General features: G+C 46.3%; 12 protein-coding genes and 2 pseudogenes. 9 read left to right on the top strand and 5 right to left on the bottom strand.

Going from position 1 to position 17,160, the window contains the following annotated elements:
- Positions 1-160: 160 nt before the first annotated feature.
- The gene (purC, locus tag MNV_RS15355) at positions 161-871 is read right to left on the bottom strand and encodes a phosphoribosylaminoimidazolesuccinocarboxamide synthase (RefSeq protein WP_096206836.1); all 711 of its coding nucleotides are present in this window, start codon (positions 869-871) and stop codon (positions 161-163) included.
- Positions 872-1,032: 161 nt separating this feature from the next.
- On the opposite strand from purC, the gene MNV_RS15360 reads away from it, so the two are divergent.
- Positions 1,033-1,527 carry a hypothetical protein gene (locus MNV_RS15360; protein WP_096206826.1) on the top strand — a complete coding sequence of 165 codons (495 nt, stop codon included), beginning with the start codon at positions 1,033-1,035 and terminating at the stop codon, positions 1,525-1,527.
- 22 nt (positions 1,528-1,549) lie between these two features.
- Here MNV_RS15360 and MNV_RS15365 read toward each other — a convergent pair whose 3' ends face one another.
- On the bottom strand, positions 1,550-3,220 hold the full coding sequence (locus tag MNV_RS15365; RefSeq protein ID WP_096206827.1) for an FAD-dependent oxidoreductase: 1,671 nt from the start codon (positions 3,218-3,220) through the stop codon (positions 1,550-1,552).
- 86 nt (positions 3,221-3,306) lie between these two features.
- On the opposite strand from MNV_RS15365, the pseudogene pyrG reads away from it, so the two are divergent.
- Positions 3,307-4,889 (top strand): annotated as a pseudogene (pyrG, locus tag MNV_RS15370) (glutamine hydrolyzing CTP synthase).
- 4 nt (positions 4,890-4,893) lie between these two features.
- Here pyrG and MNV_RS15375 read toward each other — a convergent pair.
- Together MNV_RS15375 and mdh are read right to left on the bottom strand one after the other, a co-directional pair.
- Positions 4,894-5,409 (bottom strand): response regulator, encoded by a 516-nt coding sequence (locus MNV_RS15375; protein WP_096206828.1) that lies wholly within the window; start codon positions 5,407-5,409, stop codon positions 4,894-4,896.
- A gap of 281 nt (positions 5,410-5,690) precedes the next feature.
- Positions 5,691-6,620 (bottom strand): malate dehydrogenase, encoded by a 930-nt coding sequence (gene mdh, locus MNV_RS15380; RefSeq protein WP_096206829.1) that lies wholly within the window; start codon positions 6,618-6,620, stop codon positions 5,691-5,693.
- A gap of 144 nt (positions 6,621-6,764) precedes the next feature.
- On the opposite strand from mdh, the gene MNV_RS15385 reads away from it, so the two are divergent.
- From MNV_RS15385 to MNV_RS15400, 4 genes are all read left to right on the top strand, one after another.
- Entirely contained in the window at positions 6,765-7,337 is a 573-nt protein-coding gene (locus tag MNV_RS15385; RefSeq protein ID WP_179294020.1) for a PrsW family glutamic-type intramembrane protease, read from the top strand.
- A 75-nt stretch (positions 7,338-7,412) separates the two neighbouring features.
- The gene (locus MNV_RS15390) at positions 7,413-8,711 is read left to right on the top strand and encodes a tripartite tricarboxylate transporter permease (RefSeq protein ID WP_096206831.1); all 1,299 of its coding nucleotides are present in this window, start codon (positions 7,413-7,415) and stop codon (positions 8,709-8,711) included.
- A gap of 84 nt (positions 8,712-8,795) precedes the next feature.
- Entirely contained in the window at positions 8,796-10,784 is a 1,989-nt protein-coding gene (cooS, locus tag MNV_RS15395; protein WP_218838048.1) for an anaerobic carbon-monoxide dehydrogenase catalytic subunit, read from the top strand.
- 73 nt (positions 10,785-10,857) lie between these two features.
- Positions 10,858-11,064, top strand: coding sequence for a hypothetical protein (locus MNV_RS15400; RefSeq protein ID WP_096206832.1), 207 nt, complete (start codon positions 10,858-10,860; stop codon positions 11,062-11,064).
- Here the strand turns inward: MNV_RS15400 and prf1 are convergent.
- Positions 11,061-12,308 carry a peptide chain release factor aRF-1 gene (gene prf1, locus MNV_RS15405; RefSeq protein ID WP_096206833.1) on the bottom strand — a complete coding sequence of 416 codons (1,248 nt, stop codon included), beginning with the start codon at positions 12,306-12,308 and terminating at the stop codon, positions 11,061-11,063. The genes MNV_RS15400 and prf1 overlap by 4 nt on opposite strands.
- 496 nt (positions 12,309-12,804) lie before the next feature.
- On the opposite strand from prf1, the gene psmB reads away from it, so the two are divergent.
- From psmB to MNV_RS15420, 3 genes and pseudogenes are all read left to right on the top strand, one after another.
- On the top strand, positions 12,805-13,434 hold the full coding sequence (psmB, locus tag MNV_RS15410; protein ID WP_096206834.1) for an archaeal proteasome endopeptidase complex subunit beta: 630 nt from the start codon (positions 12,805-12,807) through the stop codon (positions 13,432-13,434).
- A gap of 42 nt (positions 13,435-13,476) precedes the next feature.
- Positions 13,477-15,390, top strand: coding sequence for a beta-CASP ribonuclease aCPSF1 (locus MNV_RS15415; protein ID WP_096206835.1), 1,914 nt, complete (start codon positions 13,477-13,479; stop codon positions 15,388-15,390).
- 81 nt (positions 15,391-15,471) lie between these two features.
- Positions 15,472-16,807, top strand: a pseudogene (locus tag MNV_RS15420) (RNase J family beta-CASP ribonuclease).
- Positions 16,808-17,160 lie beyond the last annotated feature (353 nt).

Here is a 17,160-nt window from a genome sequence, read left to right on the forward strand (position 1 = left end):
TAATTTATATAGTGCCTAATTTAACGGGAATTTAGGAATTTCTCGCCTTTTCTTCTGTTAAAGTAAAAACAGAAGCTTACTGAAGCTGTGATTATACATAAGATTATTCAGAAAAAAGATATTCGTATAGTCTACATGGTTTGAGTACCTAGCAGAAACATCAAAATATCTCAGGCACTATCCTTCCAGCCACTTCCCTGTAAGCCGCCACTAGGTCTCCCTTATCGAACCTGAACACGTCCTTATCGAGCGACTCTCCCGTTGTCTTATCCCAGAAGCGGCAGGTATCGCATGAGATCTCATCCGCCAGCACTATCTCGCCGTTGCGCCTTCCGAACTCAAGCTTGAAATCAGGAAGCAACAGATTCTTCTCGTCAAGATACCCGACAAGTATCGAGTTTATCTTGAGCGCTATCTTTCTTATCTTCAAGAGCTCTTCTTTCGTGGCAAGCCCGAGAGCCAGCGCGATATCGTCATTAATCATAGGGTCGCCGTGTTCATCGCTCTTGTAATCGAAAAGCAATATCGGAGGATCTAGTTTTTGCCCTGTCGTAAACGGGTACTTCTTCGTGAGAGAGCCAGCAGCGATATTCCTGACGATGACCTCGATCTTTATGATTTCCACAGCATCTACGACCATCTCGGTATCTGATAACATGCTGTCAAAATGCGTCCTGATGCCCTTGCCCTCAAGCAGCTTGAAGAGCTTTGCGGATATCTGGGCGTTGTAATAACCTTTCTTCGGTGCTTCACTTTTTTTCTTGCCGTCAAAAGCTGTCAGGCTGTTCCTGAACTCCATTATCAGCTTTTTCGGATCATCGGTCTTAAACACGGTCTTGGCTTTACCGGAATAGAGCGCCTCAAGCTTAATCATAGCCCCCTGATAGGATTTTGAGGGATATAATTGTATGGATATCGTGTGGTTGGAGTTCTTACCGACAACGACATATTTGACTGGCATGAGAGTATAGCATGAGTATAATTTAAGTGTTCAGAGCCGAAACTAATAATTTGTTCAGGCTCAGAGAATATATGGATATATTGGATGGTTTTGAAGAACTCGCAGCAGACGGGCAGCGTTCTGAAATTAAAGTGCCACTTATGCATGTGGAATTATCTTTCAATGTCAGGTACTTCATGAATAAGGCAGGAGCAGGCTACTGCGGATTATTGGTCAGCGGCGTAAAAGGAAAAGGCTTGAAAGGGAAAATAGAAGCTGTCGCAGCAAAATCATATATCGGGAGGACTGTTTACGTTTTCCTGTCCGAGCTTAATGACGGAAAGAAGTTCATTACAGTGCCGGCGCTGTTCGAGAAGGAACCCACCTTTGATGAGAAATTAGATATGGACGATTTAATTATAAATACGTATTTTCATGCGGATTTTAAAAAATCCCCTCAGGAGGTTTATAAAGAGCATATGTGTGCCCTGATAGGTAAAGATATATCGAATGACAGAGACAGTCTCCGCCGGGGCATTCTTGGGCTTCCGGCAAAAGGGATTGAGATACTGAAAAGTTACAAGTAAGAGAATAAATAGAAGGGTGCGCTCAATATTCCCTCGCCTTTGGCTGGTACATGGTGATATTCACAGGCTTGTATTCAATCTGCGGACCATCAGGCGTAAACATGGCAAGCGTGTGCCTGAGCCAGTTCTTATCGTCTCTCGCAGGATAATCGGTGCGATAATGGGAGCCGCGGCTCTCCCTGCGCGCCAGCGCACCCAGGCAGATGACCTGTCCGATGTCCAGCATACCTTCAAGCTCTAATGCGTTCACCAGTTCCTGGTTAAAAACCGTGCCTTTATTTCTGACGTACACGCTCCTGAAACGGCTTTTAAGTTCGCTGAGCTTCTCAGATGCAGCTTTTAAATTTTGCTCGTCCCTGAAAATCCCGACATTCTCATCCATTACAGCCCGAAGCTCGTCGCGAATAGTGTAGAATGCTTCTCCCTCTTTTCTGTTCAACAGCTCCGAGATCATATCCGATTCCCCTTTCACGGCATTTTCAATCGCAGCAGGAGCTTCAAAGTCTTTCGTTTTTGCATAATCCTTTGCATTTTCCCCTGCTATCTTCCCGAATAACACTGTTTCAAGTAGCGAGTTCCCGCCGAGCCTGTTCGCCCCGTGGACGCTGACACAGGAGCATTCGCCGCACGCATAGAAACCCTGAACAGCAGTCCCGCAGGTCTTGTCTGAAGCTATGCCGCCCATGGAATAATGCTGCCCGGGCTGGACAGGTATGGGTTTTTCGATCGGGTCAATGTTCGCAAAATCTATCGCTATCTGTCTTATTCCGGGCAGGCGCTCCTTGATATTCCTCTCACCGATGTGCATAAGTTCGAGGTTCACGAACCCGCCCTCAAAGCCCCTGCCCTCGTTTATCTCGGTCTGGATAGCGCGTGCCACTATGTCCCGAGGCGCAAGCTCAAGCATGTGGGGAGAATAGCGCTGCATGAACCGCTCCCTGTTCCTGTTCATAAGAAAACCGCCCTCTCCGCGCGCGCCTTCAGTTATCAGGATATTGGTGCCGTAAAGCGTAGTGGGATGGAACTGCACGAATTCCATGTCCTCAAGCGCCACACCTCCACGGTAGGCTACGGCGCATCCGAATCCTGTATTTATAACGGAATTAGTAGAACGTTTGTATATCCTTCCGTATCCTCCTGTGGCAAATATTACTGCCTTTGCCTGGAATCCTGCGATCTCGCCGCTCGCTATGTTATATCCTACTACACCAGCGCATCTTCCGTTATCGACTACAAGCCGTGTTACAAGCCATTCGCTATAAACCTTGATGCCGTTTTTAAGCGCCTGCTCATACATCGTATGAAGTAAGTGATGCCCCGTCCTGTCCTCGGCATATGCTGTACGCGGGTATCCGGCGCCCCCGAACGGGCGCTGGGCTATTCTACCATCAACTCTTGAAAAAAGCGTTCCCCAGTGTTCCATTTCGATAACTCTTTCCGGCGCTTCCCTGCAGAGTACCTCAACAGCATCCTGATCTGCAAGATAGTCGCTGCCTTTTATGGTATCAAATGCGTGGTCCTCCCACCTGTCATTCTTTGCCAGAGCTGCGTTTATCCCGCCCTGCGCTGAGACAGAGTGCGAGCGCAGGGGATGGACTTTTGATATAACGGCTACATCTGCAGATTTTGCGGCAAGGGCCGCACGCAAACCAGCAAGACCTCCACCCACTATGATAATGTCATGCCTGAACATATTGATGTAAAGATACGTCTTATTTATAGATAGTATTTACCTGCATCCATTAAATATATGCCCGATGTTTGACTAAGAAAGGGGACATGAAGTATATCATAGTCACCGGCGGTGTGATGAGCGGTCTTGGAAAGGGTATAACAGCAGCTTCGATTGGACGGATTTTAAAAAACAAAGGTTTCAATGTAACTGCTATCAAAATCGACCCGTACATCAATATCGACGCCGGGACCATGAGCCCGTACCAGCACGGTGAGGTTTTCGTACTGAAAGACGGGGCTGAGGTGGACCTTGACCTCGGCAATTACGAGCGCTTCCTTGATATTGAACTCACGCGCGAACATAACATCACCACGGGACAGGTGTACCTGACAGTCATAGACAAAGAGCGGCGCGGGGACTATCTCGGGAAGACCGTGCAGATCATCCCCCACGTAACCAACGAGATAAAAGAGCGCATCAGGAGAGTGGCTAAAAAAGCGGCGCCGATATCTGTATCATAGAAGTTGGCGGTACAGTGGGCGACATAGAAAGTATGCCGTTCCTTGAGTCCATGCGCCAGATGCACAGTGAAGAAAAAGAGGAGAACATAGCTTTCATACACGTGACCCTGGTGCCGCTTGATACGCAGGGTGAGCAGAAGACAAAGCCAACGCAGCACTCGGTGAAAGAACTCCGAAGCCTTGGTCTCCAGCCCGATGCGATAGTTGCGCGGTGCAAGGAACCAGTGTCTGCGGATACTAAATCTAAGATAGCTCTTTTCTGCGACGTGCCTGTGAACGCCGTGGTAAGCGCGCATGATGCACGCGATATATATTATGTCCCGACCCTGATGGAACAGGAAGGCATGTCTGATTATTTAATGGAAAAACTCAAGCTCACATCGAAGGAAGCATCCCGCGAATGGGACGAGCTTATGAAAAAGATGGCTTCCATCGATAAGGAAATACGCGTCGCCGTTGTCGGAAAATACGCGCATCTTGGTGATTCTTACATCAGCATAAACGAGGCACTAAAACACGGTGGGATAGAATGCGGATGCCGCGTCAGGATCGACTGGATCGATGCGGAGGAGTTCGAGAAGAACCCCGAGTCGATCGATACGCTCGGGAAATACAACGGTATACTTGTTCCCGGAGGGTTCGGCGTGCGCGGAACCGAGGGCAAGATTCTTGCGATAAAATACGCACGCGAGCATAACATTCCTTATCTTGGGCTGTGCCTTGGCATGCAGCTTGCAGTGATCGAGTTCGCGCGGGATGTCCTGGGACTGAAGGATGCTAACAGCGCGGAGCTTGTTAAGACCGAGCATCCTGTTATTGATCTTTTGCCTGAGCAGGAGAGCGTCAAAAACATGGGCGGCACCATGCGTCTTGGGAATTGCGATGCAATATTAACAGACGGTTCGCTTGCACATAAAATATACGGCACCACATGTCTTACCGAGCGCCACAGGCACAGGTATGAGGTGAACCCGAAGTATATTCCCCAGCTTGAGGCAAAGGGCATGAAGTTCACAGGTAAGAACGACCACAGGATGGAAATCGCTGAGATACCGGGACATAAGTTCTTCTTCAGCTCGCAGTTCCATCCCGAATTCAAGTCAAGACCGGGAAAGCCGTCGCCTCCGTTCCTGGCGTTCGTGAAGGCGGCGCTGGGGAGATGTTGAGGTTTTAAACCATCGACCGCCGCAGCACAGTACGGACCCTGGCTTTCAGTTCACGGATGTTAAAAGGCTTTGTAATATAATCATCCGCCCCTATATCCAGTCCTTCGATCTTGTCATTTAGTCCCCCTCTCCCTGTCAGCATAATTATCGGAATGAGTTTTGTCAGCGGATCTTTTCTCAGCCTGTTGCATATCTCATAGCCATTCATATCAGGGAGCATTATGTCCAGCAGGATCAGATCAGGGATTTCCAGATGTGCTTTCTCGACCGCATCATGACCGGTACTGGCTTTAACAACATTGTAACCCTCGGATTCAAGGGAAATTCCTAACGAGTCAACTATATCTTTCTCATCATCAACTACCAGTATTTTGGTCCGGGTATCTGACAGATGCTCTATCCTTCTCCGTACGTCATTCTTCCCTAAACCGAGCTTTAAAGCTATCTCACTTTCGGTAATGTCTGGGTTCTGCTTTACAAGCTCAAGTATCTGATTATCGATTGGGTCTTGCTTTCCCACGACTACATTTATTTAACAACTTCTACTTAGCACTTTCGATTTATCGTGATGGTTGCGGTTCAGAGTTTGATGTAGATAGACTTAAACCATATGTACAATTATAATTATTTGGTTGTTTATGTTAAAAGATTTTAAAGGAACTGGAAGCCTGTGACATATGGAACTGCTGTGGGGCTGAAAAAATGGTATAGATTTAATATTAATAAATAGTATAAAACGACTTCAATTTGAAATGCAAAAAAAATAAAAGATCGGTTCGGATTCCAATCGTTTCAAAAAAATCATCTTAATGCATTTACCGAAGCGATCCCTGCCATAACAGCCTCAGCCGAGCTATCAAGCGCTTTTTTCTCCTCAGCGGTCAGTTTCAACTCAATTATCTCTTCCACCCCGCACCTGCCGAGTTTAACAGGAACGCCAAGGTAGATATCCTTTTTGCCGTACTCACCGTTAAGGTAGGCACATACCGGGAGGATGCGCTTCGTATCCTTTACTACCGTCTCTACCATATTCGTCACAGCAGCTGAAGGCGCATAAAAGGCACTTCCCGTTTTCAGGAGACTGACGATCTCAGCCCCGCCATTGACAGTCCTATCCACAAGGCGCCGGATGGTGTCTTCCGGCATCAGTTCCGTAACCGGCACGCCAGAGATGGTCGTGAACCGCGGTAACGGGACCATCGTATCGCCGTGCCCGCCCAGTACCATTGCACTTATGTCCCGCACCGAGCAGTTAAGTTCCATCGCGATAAAAGAGGCGAACCTGCCCGAATCCAGGACGCCGCTCATGCCGAACACGCGCCCCGGCTCAAAACCGGTGGTTTTCATGGCGACGTACGTCATTAAGTCAAGCGGGTTTGTGACCGTGATAATTATCGAATCAGGCGCGTATTTTGCGATATTCTGCGAAACCTCCCTGATGATATTGGTATTTATTTTTAACAGGTCTTCGCGTGTCATGCCGGGTTTTCTTGCTATTCCCGCCGTGATAACAACTACATCCGAGCCTTCGATATCCTTATAATCGTTCGTGCCGGTAATTTTTGAATCATATCCGAAAAGAGGTCCGGCTTCCAGAAGGTCAAGGGCTTTTCCCTGGGGCAGTCCCTCTACAATATCTGTCAAAACAACGTCCCCGAGTTCTTTCTCAGCTATCCTCTGCGCGGCTGTAGCGCCGACCGCGCCAGCACCGATGATTGTGATTTTCGTCATGGTTCCACCTGATTTTGTGTTATTAGGGGTTCTAAAGATGATAATATTTGTGTTCTGGCAAAGGGCTATCTTTAAATCCCTCAAAGCCATATTTAACATAGGGAGTAGAGTGTCGCTTTTTGTCGGGCGGAAGGTGTAATCAGTGTGGCTATAGGTGAAAGTGCAATAATACCTCTTCATAGACCGGGTTCGAAAGAGAAACTATTCTTCTTATCCGCCGGATTAATAGTCAGCATTCCTTTTACAGTTTTTGTAAATGCGTTCTCAAGCCGTCTTTGCTTCCTGCTGCCGGTATTTTATGCAGAGATATGTGCAACTGCTATTTTTGCGCCGTTCATTGAAGAGTTCGCGAAAGTTTATCCTCTTTTTTACCGGCATGGAGAAACAGAAAAATCGATTTTTACTCTTGGCTTCCTGGTTGGCATGGGATTCGGGATAACTGAATTCATGATTTACGTGTTCGGGGCAGGAGCACCGGTATCTGTCAGATTTCTTGGGATTTTCTTCCATGCAGCAAGCACATCGATTACGGCATATGGTATTGCAATAAAAAGAACTGTGCCGTTTTATATGGTCGCTGTACTGTTACATTTATTATATAATTTTTTTACATTCCTCGGTCCGCTGTGGCTAATAGGAGGGCCGGTTGCTTTAATAACAGTTTTCTATCTTTCCTGGTACTTATACGGCAAAACCCAGGAGAAACTGGTGATTTAATGATTACGGTTTAATGTTTTTAACTTACTAATAATCATAAAGTTTTTGAGCAGTAAGAGCTTCTGAGACTCTCTCATGGAACTCTCCCTGATGCTTCTCATAATTTCCCTGTTCCTAGGCTTCCTTCTCGGCATTATCTCAGGTCTCACTCCAGGCATCCACGTCAATAACTTTGCCCTGATCCTAGTCGCACTATCTCCTCTTTTCCTCGAACTGGGTTTTGCGCCTTTCTATATCGCCGTGATAATCCTTGCAAATTCAGTTACGCAAACGTTTATAGACATCATTCCCTCCATCTTCCTGGGCGCGCCAGAGGCTGATACCGCTCTTGCCGTGCTGCCCGGACATGCGCTGCTCATGGAAGGGCGGGGTGCTGAAGCCGTGCGTTTGTCTGCAATCGGGAGTGCAGGCGCGGTTGTAGTGGCTTTGCTCATGGCTGTTCCTCTCGGGTTTTTCTTCATGAACATCTACGGCACGATAGAAGCATACATAGGCTGGATACTCATTTTAATTGTCATTGTAATGATAGCAACTGAGAACGGGGAGGTTGTAGAAGGTCAGGGTTCGCTGGTTCACTTCAAATTCAAGGGCTATGCAGTTATGCTTTTCATTATTTCCGGGCTGCTCGGGATGTTCGCATTCGATAATACCGGTAAGATGTCACCCCTGGTTACGTTCGGAGAGCCCTCTATCCTTCTCCCTCTCCTTTCAGGATTGTTCGGCGCTTCCATGCTCGTACTCAGCCTGATGACGAAATCGGAAATACCGCCGCAGCAAAAGGCATGCCGATTCGTACTGCCCAGGAAAAGAATTGTAAGAGGCATGCTGACAGGCAGTGCTGCGGGCTCATTTGTTGCATGGCTTCCCGGCGTATCCTCTGCCGTAGGTACGATAATCGCAAGGCTGCTGGTGCGCGAGGAGAAGGATGAGGATTCTTCCAAGGAGTTCATGATATCATTGAGCGGCGCCAACACGGCGAATGCGATTTTCAGCCTGATAGCGCTCTTCATTATCCAGCGGGCAAGAAGCGGCGCAATGGTTGCAATTGATGGGCTGATCAATGTAAGCGAGTGGGAGCTTTCAACTATCATAATCTTATTAGTTGTAATCATATACATCTCAATAATATCTTATTATACCACAATCTATCTGGGAGACAGGATAGCAGGGTTTCTTTCAAGGATCAATTACTCAAAACTATGCGCGGCAGTTCTTGCTGGTCTTACGTTAATGGTCATAATGTTTACAGGATGGTTCGGGCTTGTGATTTTCCTGATATCGACGCCTGTTGGGATGGTCGCATCATTTGCAAAAATAAGAAAAACACACGCTATGGGAGTAATTTTGCTGCCTGTAATAATGTATTTCTTTTAAAAAGATTTCTGTGCAGCCACGAACGGAAAACTTTATGACGATTATTAGTAATAAATCACTGTTACAAAAAAGCGAGTGGTAAAAATGGCGGTTAAATCGTTATCGATTGAAAAACAGATGAGAAGTGCCAGAAGAGCATTTGATGATGCAACTGAAGAGATGATCAAACACGCGGAAAGCCTCGGTATCGAGACTGTTTTTAACAGGCAGGCAAAATACGACGAATCCTTCCTGGGGATTGAAAAATCCAGATGCTATTTTGGTGCTTCGGGCGTCTGCTGCCGGCAGTGCGTAATGGGTCCGTGCAGGATATGGCTTGAGGATATGCCCATGATTTACAGGTTGTCTGCCGCTAAATTAAATAAGGGAACCTGCGGCGCAAGCGTGGATACAATCGTGGCAAGGAACCTGCTTATGATGGTCGGAAGAGGCACGGCTGCCCATGCTTCCCATGCGCTTCATGTTGCTTCGACGCTTCTTAAAACGGCACAGAACAAGACACCCTATAAAATAAAAGAGCCTGAAAAGCTCAGGTCTATTGCTGCAAAATTAGACATTGATGCGGCGCAGGGCACTGAGAGTGCGGCTATCGAAGCTGCATCTACGGCTATTTCTGACCTGGTGCATGATAAAAGCGCCATGAAATTTGCGACCTCATACTGCCCCGCCAGTACGGGCAAAACCCTTCTTGGTCTTGGAGCTATACCCGGTTCTGTTGGCAGCGAACTCCTGGCTGAAGGGCATGAGACCTCTATGGGCACGATGGCTGACCCGGTATCGCTAATATTACATGCTGCAAGGCTTGGCGTAGCTGATATAGCATCCCTTATCATAAGCTCTGAATTCCAGGATGTGCTGTTCGGGATACCTGCACCCGTGCAGTCAAAAATCGGGTTCAGAGTGCTTGATGCGAATAAAGTGAACGTGGTCATACACGGACATGTCCCGCTGTTATCTGAAAAACTCGTTGAGCTGTCAGAGGACGAAGAACTCCTGAAAAGTGCTAAAGCCTCCGGCGCATCCGGGATAAACATCGTGGGCTGCTGCTGCACCGGGAACGAGGTGCTGATGAGGCACGGGGTTCCCCTGGCAGGCAGCAACCTCCAGCAGGAACTGGTGATAGCGACCGGGCTGGTCGAGGCGTTCGTTGCTGATATCCAGTGCATTTACCCGAACGTGGAGAATGTTGCGGAAAAGTTCCATACAAAGATAATCACGACAATGAAAGAGGCAAGGCTGCCCGGCGCTCTGCACATCCCATTCCAAGAAGAGTATGCAGATGAAGCTGCAAGAAGAATCCTTGAGACGGCAGTTGCGAATTTCCAGAAAAGAGGTAAAAATACCTATCTCCCGAAAGGAGAGCCGAAGAACCTTATCGCAGGCTTCTCGGTAGAGACATGCCTTGGAGTACTTTCAAAAATCAACCCCGCAGACCCTTTGAAGCCGCTCATCGATAACATAGTATCCGGCAATATCTACGGCGCTGTCCTGCTCGCCGGCTGCACAAGTTCCAAGGTCACAGCCGACGCAAGCCATGTGACGATAGCAAAAGCCCTCATGAAGCAGAACGTGCTCGTTATAGCGACCGGCTGCGCAGCACAGGCGTGCGCAAGGGCAGGGCTGCTTACACCTGATGCTTCTCAATACGCCGGCGACAGGTTAAAGGGCGTGCTGGGACTGCTCGGGGAAACTGCGGGGCTTGGGAAGCCGCTGCCTCCGGTATGGCACTTCGGCAGTTGCGTGGACAACGGGCGTGTGGTCATTCTTGCAGGGGCCCTGTCAGAAAAGCTTGGTGTTCCTGTAAAGGATTTACCGATAGCAGCCTCAGCAGCAGAATGGATGACCGAGAAAGCCGCCGCTATAGGTACGGGCGCAGTGGCGCTCGGGCTTACGGTGCATCTTGGGGTCACGCCGCCTGTTATCGGAAGCCCGGCTGTGGTCTCTTTGCTCACGCAGAAATCGGAAGAGCTCTTTGGTGGGAAGTTCATAGTTGAGGTTGATCCTGTAAAAGCTGCTCAACTGCTTCTGGAGCATATAAAGGAGAAAAGAAGAAAGCTGGGACTGGCAATATAATAAGCTTGATTTGTCTTTCATTTATCTTTGCATTTCAGCAAACATATTTTGCTTCCTTTTACCATTTCAAGGGATGATGAGTTCAATTTTTATAGAAACAACCAACGAAAAACAGCTCACGGTTGAAGAATATGTCCGCTACATCAGAATAAAAGACCATATCCAGCAGGTTCTGGATAATGCGGACATAAAGGAAGCGCTGCGCGAAGCCGAGGAATCCATTAACGGTCTCACCATAGACCTGACAGTGAAATACTCAATCAATAAGAAAATATCTTAAATCCCTGTCTTATACCTCAAAATCGTACCTATCCCGCCGAATGCGGTCAGGAGCTGGTTCCCCTCTTCAAAATCACTTGAGATGAAAACGATATTCGTGCTCATCTGGTCAGCCAGCGTGGATAGCTCTTCCACGATATCCACAGACTCTACAACTTTCAGGCTTGAACCGCACTTCGGGCAATTTCCGGGTTGGTACTCCTCATCTCGGGGTTTTTTCATGATGGTTTTCTTTTCCTCATAATCGCAGTTCGTGCATTTTATGGTCAGGCGGGCTTTCCTGAGCTCATCAGACAGCAGCAGGGTATCCACGGAGCCCATCTGGAGATTCTTTCTCACCTGTTCCTCCCCGTAAGATGCAAGACCTGTATCGCTTACCAGCTCTTTCAGGAAGCGCTCCATGTATTTTTTCTCCTGCACCACCTCCACGTCCTGCAAAGCTTCACCCAATTTATCGAACAGCTCGAACAATCCCGATTCATCGGTGTACGCTACATCGAAAAGCCCAAGAATCTTCTTCTGCATCTCATGATGCAGGAATTCACCGCTTTCGAACTCTTCCTTTGTCGGCGAAGGTCCGCCTATGAAAACACCCTCGAAATCTTTCTGGTCAACCCCGAGAAAGACCTCGCTTGCAGCTTCCCCGATGCGGGTGTAGAATTCATTGATTGCGATAAGGCGCAGTTGCTGGAACCTGTGGGAACTCTGGCCTCCTTTTCGCTGCTTGCCTGGAACCATAGAGGTAAGATGTGCCATAGCCTCGATATGCTTCCCGCGCAGTAAACCCACGGTTGCCTCGCGCCTGTCAAGGACTATGAGACCGTATGTCTTTTTCTCATGCAGCATGTCCTCAAGAGGCGTGAGAAGGAAAGAGGAATCACAGTGGTATTTGTAGGATGTAATGGGTTCAGGCGGCTCGATTATAAATGTCTCCAGGTCTGTTTTGTTCGCGCCTATATCCACTGCGCCGCAGAAGATGACAACGCCGTTCTCAGGCGCTTTCGGGATCAGCTTAAGCCTTGATAGCAGCGATTCGATTGCACCCTGCACGTTCTGCCTTGTCACCCTTGATTTGATGTTCGATGCCTGCCCGAACTCTTCCCGCAGTTGCGATGCTACTTCGTGTATCTGCTTATCGTGCGGGATATAAAGTGAAATAAGTTCAGTGCCTCTGCCTTTTTTGTCACGGAGCGCCTCAAGCGTCCTTTTGAATTCATATTTTTTATGTGCTTCTGATTCGACCATTGATTTAAGTTCCCCCAAAAAACAGGAGGTTTTTTCCGTCCCCTTTCATATCTTCTAATATAGATAAATGTTGAGTAATAAACACAAACACTAAAGGAAATAACCGGTCTGCATGGTAGTGCAGTATTTTTTCTTCAAGATGTAATGTTGATATGCACCTGATAGCATTAATAATTACCCACGCCACAGGAGATGCTGTTAACTTAAGAAAGAGATGTAATATATGATATATGTTATCACTTTTGGGATTAATTACTTTAGTTACAAACAACGAACTGATACGAACTCGTACGAACTCGATGATGAGCCGGGCTGAGTCCTTTAAACTTGTTACAAGACTCAACGGTGAGTTCGTTGTGAGTTCGTACGAGTTAGTTGTTAAATCTAATTAAGTTAACACAATTCTCACAAGAGCAAAAACCTTTAAATACCCCCAAACAGAGTATAGGGTGCTTATTTTCTTATTTTTTGTAATCAGGTTTAAGAGGCATTTTAAATGGATAATAATGAATACAAAGGAACTACCACGGTCGGGTTAGTTTGCGATAAAGGAGTAGTACTGGCAACAGAGAAAAGAGCTACAATGGGACACTTTATTGCAAGTAAAGATGCAAGAAAAGTTTATCAGATAGACGATCTTATGGCAATGACCACGGCAGGGTCAGTAGGGGATGCGCAAAGACTCGTTAAATGGATACAGGTCGAGTCAAAACTCTACAAGATGCGAAGGGAAGAACCCATGACCGTAAAGGGAGTCGTAAGTTTACTTGCAAATATTTTGAGCGGTAACAGATATTACCCATATTATGTTCAGCTTCTTGTGGGAGGGGTTGATAAAAACGGCCCCGGAATCTATTCACTGGACGCTGTAGGCGGAATTATTGAGGAAAAAAAGGCGGTTTCAACAGGTTCGGGTTCCCCTGTGGCATATGGTGTACTTGAAGACAGATATGTGGACAATATACCAATGGATGGCGGAGTTGAACTCGTCATACGCGCACTGCATAATGCCATGAAGCGTGATTCGGCATCAGGTGATGGCATAAATGTTGTAGTAATCACAAAAGATGGGTATATGCAAATGGAAGATAGCGAAATTAAGAAAATACGTGATACACTTACATAAATTCATTTTTTATTTTTATAGTTTTTTAGAAGGAAAACGATAATGACAATAGAAGAAGTATTAATTGATCTGAAAAAGAAAATAAAGACACAGCTTCCAAAAGAAATTACAATTTCTGATGTGGATTTCGAGGGGCCTGAGCTTGTTATTTATACCGAAGAGCCAAGAAAATTCGCTGATGACGGCGATCTTATCAAGGGTCTTGCAAAGGAACTGAGAAAACGTATTGTGGTAAGGCCAGACCCCAAAGTCCTTGCGCAGCCTGAGGAAGCAATTGAGGTAATTTCCAGGATCGTATCTTCAGAATCGGGAATTTCAAGTCATTTTTTTGATGTGGATACGGGTGAGGTCGTAATTGAAGCTGAAAAACCCGGTCTTGTCATAGGAAGACACGGAGAAACCCTTCGCGAGATTACAAAAGAGATTGGATGGATGCCTAAAGTAGTCCGTACACCTCCTATGAAATCAACAACAGTGAACAATATTCGCCAGTTCATGCGAACCAACAAGGAAGAGCGTAAAGCTCTTCTTAAGACTATAGGCAGGAAGATACACCGCGGTCTTTCTTCCAAAGATAAATGGGTACGATTGACCACCCTCGGAGCATGCAGGGAAGTGGGACGCAGCTGTTTTTTGCTGTCAACACCTGAAACAAGGATCTTAATAGACTGCGGCGTAAACGTAAGTGGTGAAGATAACGGAACTCCTTACCTCTATGTGCCTGAAGTCCATCCGATAAGCCAGATCGATGCTGTGGTTCTTACTCATCCACATCTTGACCATATCGGGCTTGTTCCATTATTGTATAAATATGGATTTGAAGGACCTGTTTATTGCACACCTCCGACGAGAGACATGATGGCTTTACTTCAGCTGGATTATCTCGATGTCGCCGCCCGTGAGGGAAAGAAAATTCCCTATGAATCAGCTATGATACGTGAAGTTTTAAAACATACAATAACATTGAATTATGGGGATGTCACAGATATCGGTCCTGATATGAAACTGACATTACATAATGCTGGTCATATTCTTGGTTCTTCAGTCGCTCATTTCCATGTGGGAGATGGTCTATATAATATAGCTTTTACCGGCGATTTCAAATATGAAAAGACACGTTTATTTGATCCGGCAGTCAATGATTTCCCGCGGGTGGAAACAATAGTAATGGAAGCTACTTATGGCGGGTCAAGGGATATGCAGCCCTCAAGAAAAGATGCTGAGAGGCATTTACAGGAGATCGCAAAAGAAACTCTTGAGAATGGTGGAAATCTTCTAATTCCGACATTCGCAGTTGGAAGAAGCCAGGAGGTCATGATAGTCCTGGAGGAAGCAATTCGAAAAGGGATAATCAGCGATGTACCGGTTTATCTTGACGGGATGATATATGAAGCCACAGCAATTCATACAACGCATCCGGAATATTTGAACAATGAACTGAGAACCCAGATTTTCCATAAGGGTATGAACCCTTTCCTTGCAAAATGCTTCGTTCAGGTAGATTCAAAAGAAAAACGCCAGAAAATCATAGATGACCGTGAACCATGTATCGTTCTTGCAACTTCGGGTATGATGAACGGCGGTCCAGTCATGGAATACTTAAAGGCATTCGGCCCTGAAGAAAAGAACACGCTGGTTTTCGTAGGTTACCAGGCAGAAGGAACACTTGGCAGGCGCATTCAGAAAGGCTGGAAGGAAATTCCCATGCATGCAGCCGGAGGAAGAACTGAGACCGTAAAAATCAATATGCATATTGATACAGTTGATGGATTCTCAGGTCATTCTGACAGGATGCAGCTTATGGAATATATCCGGAAAATGAGACCAAGACCTGAGCATGTCCTGACCCAGCATGGTGACGAAAAGAACTGTATGGACCTTGCCAGTTCGATATACCGCAAATTCAAGATAGAGACACGCGCTCCAATGAACCTTGAAACTATAAGGCTGGCTTGATTCCAGGGTTAGTATTTTCTGGCAAAACCAGAAAAAGATATAAAATGTAGTATAGAATATAATTTTAATGAAGTGATTTAAATGACAGAAATAGGAATCATTGCGGTCGGCGGCTATAATGAAATGGGCCGGAACATGACCGGAGTAAGAATAGATAATGACATCATTGTCCTGGATATGGGATTACAGCTAGACAGGGTCCAGATACATGAGGATGTAGAAATTGACAACATGCATTCGATAGACCTGATAAAAATGGGAGCGATCCCGGATGATACCATTATGAAGGATGCAGGCGGGAGCGTGAAAGCCATAGTCTGTACGCACGGTCATCTTGACCATATCGGAGCCATTCCAAAACTTGCCCACAGATATAAGGCGCCTATAATAGCAACACCGTATACCGCAGAGCTTGTTAAGCATGAAATATCCGATGAAAAGAAATTCAGGGTGAATAATGAAGTTATCCCCCTGAAGATCGGGGGACGATATAACCTGACGCTGGACATCCAGATCGAATTCATGGATGCAGCACAGTATCGTTGATTCGTCCTTTGCGGCAATCCATACCCCCGCCGGGGCGATATTGTATGCCAGCGATTTCAAACTTGACAGGACACCTACCATCGGTGAAGCCCCGGATTTCACAAGGCTAAAGAAACTTGGAAATGATGGCGTTGTTGCCATGATCACAGAAAGCACAAATTCGGGACTATCCGGGAAAACACCCTCAGAAAAAATAGCAAAAGACCTTGTCTGTGACGTACTTCTCGGTACGGAAGAGACAGAATCGGGTGTAATAATTACCACATTCTCATCCCATGTTGCGCGTATCAATGCAATTATCCAGGCAGCACAAGAAATGGACAGGATTCCTGTATTACTGGGGCGGTCAATGGAACGTTATCTTTCAATAGCCCAGAAGCTGGGCTATATAAAATTCCCTGAAAATCTTGAAATATACGGTAACAGGAACTCGGTCGATAAATTCCTGAAACGCGTATCCCAGGAAGGAAAGAAGGAATATCTACCCATAGTAACAGGTCATCAGGGTGAGCCTAATTCAATTCTCACAAGAATCGCTGATGGAGAGACACAGTTCAGGATCAAGCCAGGGGATAAGGTCATATTCTCGGCAAATACAATCCCGACTCCAACAACAATTGCGAACAGGTATGCACTTGAGACAAAATTGAAAATGGCAGGTGCACGCATTTATGAAAACGTCCATGTATCAGGGCATGCATCAAGAGAAGATCACTGGGAACTAATTAGAATGATAAGTCCGGAACAGGTCATACCCTCACACGGGAATATGACGATGCATTCAAGTTATGTGGAACTGGCAGAAGACGCAGGATATGTTTTTGGTGATACCGTACATATAATGAGAAACGGCGAGGAATTGGTCTTATGATTGGAGAGGCATAAATAAAAGGTCGACTAATCCATTCCTTCCATTCCGCCCATTTCTCCCATGCCTCCGGGTCCACCTGGGGCATTCCGCCAGGTGCGGATTCGCTGGATAGCACATAATCTATGCGCAGTATCATAGTTGCAGCTTTTGTGCCAGAACTTATAGCCTGTATTTTTAATCTGTAGGGTTCAACCACGCCTTCTTTCCACATAGATGGAAGATTGCCAAGGGTATTCGTGAATGGGGGTCATGGTATCCTTGGGCTCTTAATAAAACTTGTTTCAAGAGATTTACAGTAGTTACTTTCAAATACTGATCTCAAAAGAAATTACGTTTGCGCCACAAGTCACCCC

The organism is Candidatus Methanoperedens nitratireducens (assembly GCF_900196725.1).
GTDB lineage: Archaea > Halobacteriota > Methanosarcinia > Methanosarcinales > Methanoperedenaceae > Methanoperedens > Methanoperedens nitroreducens_A.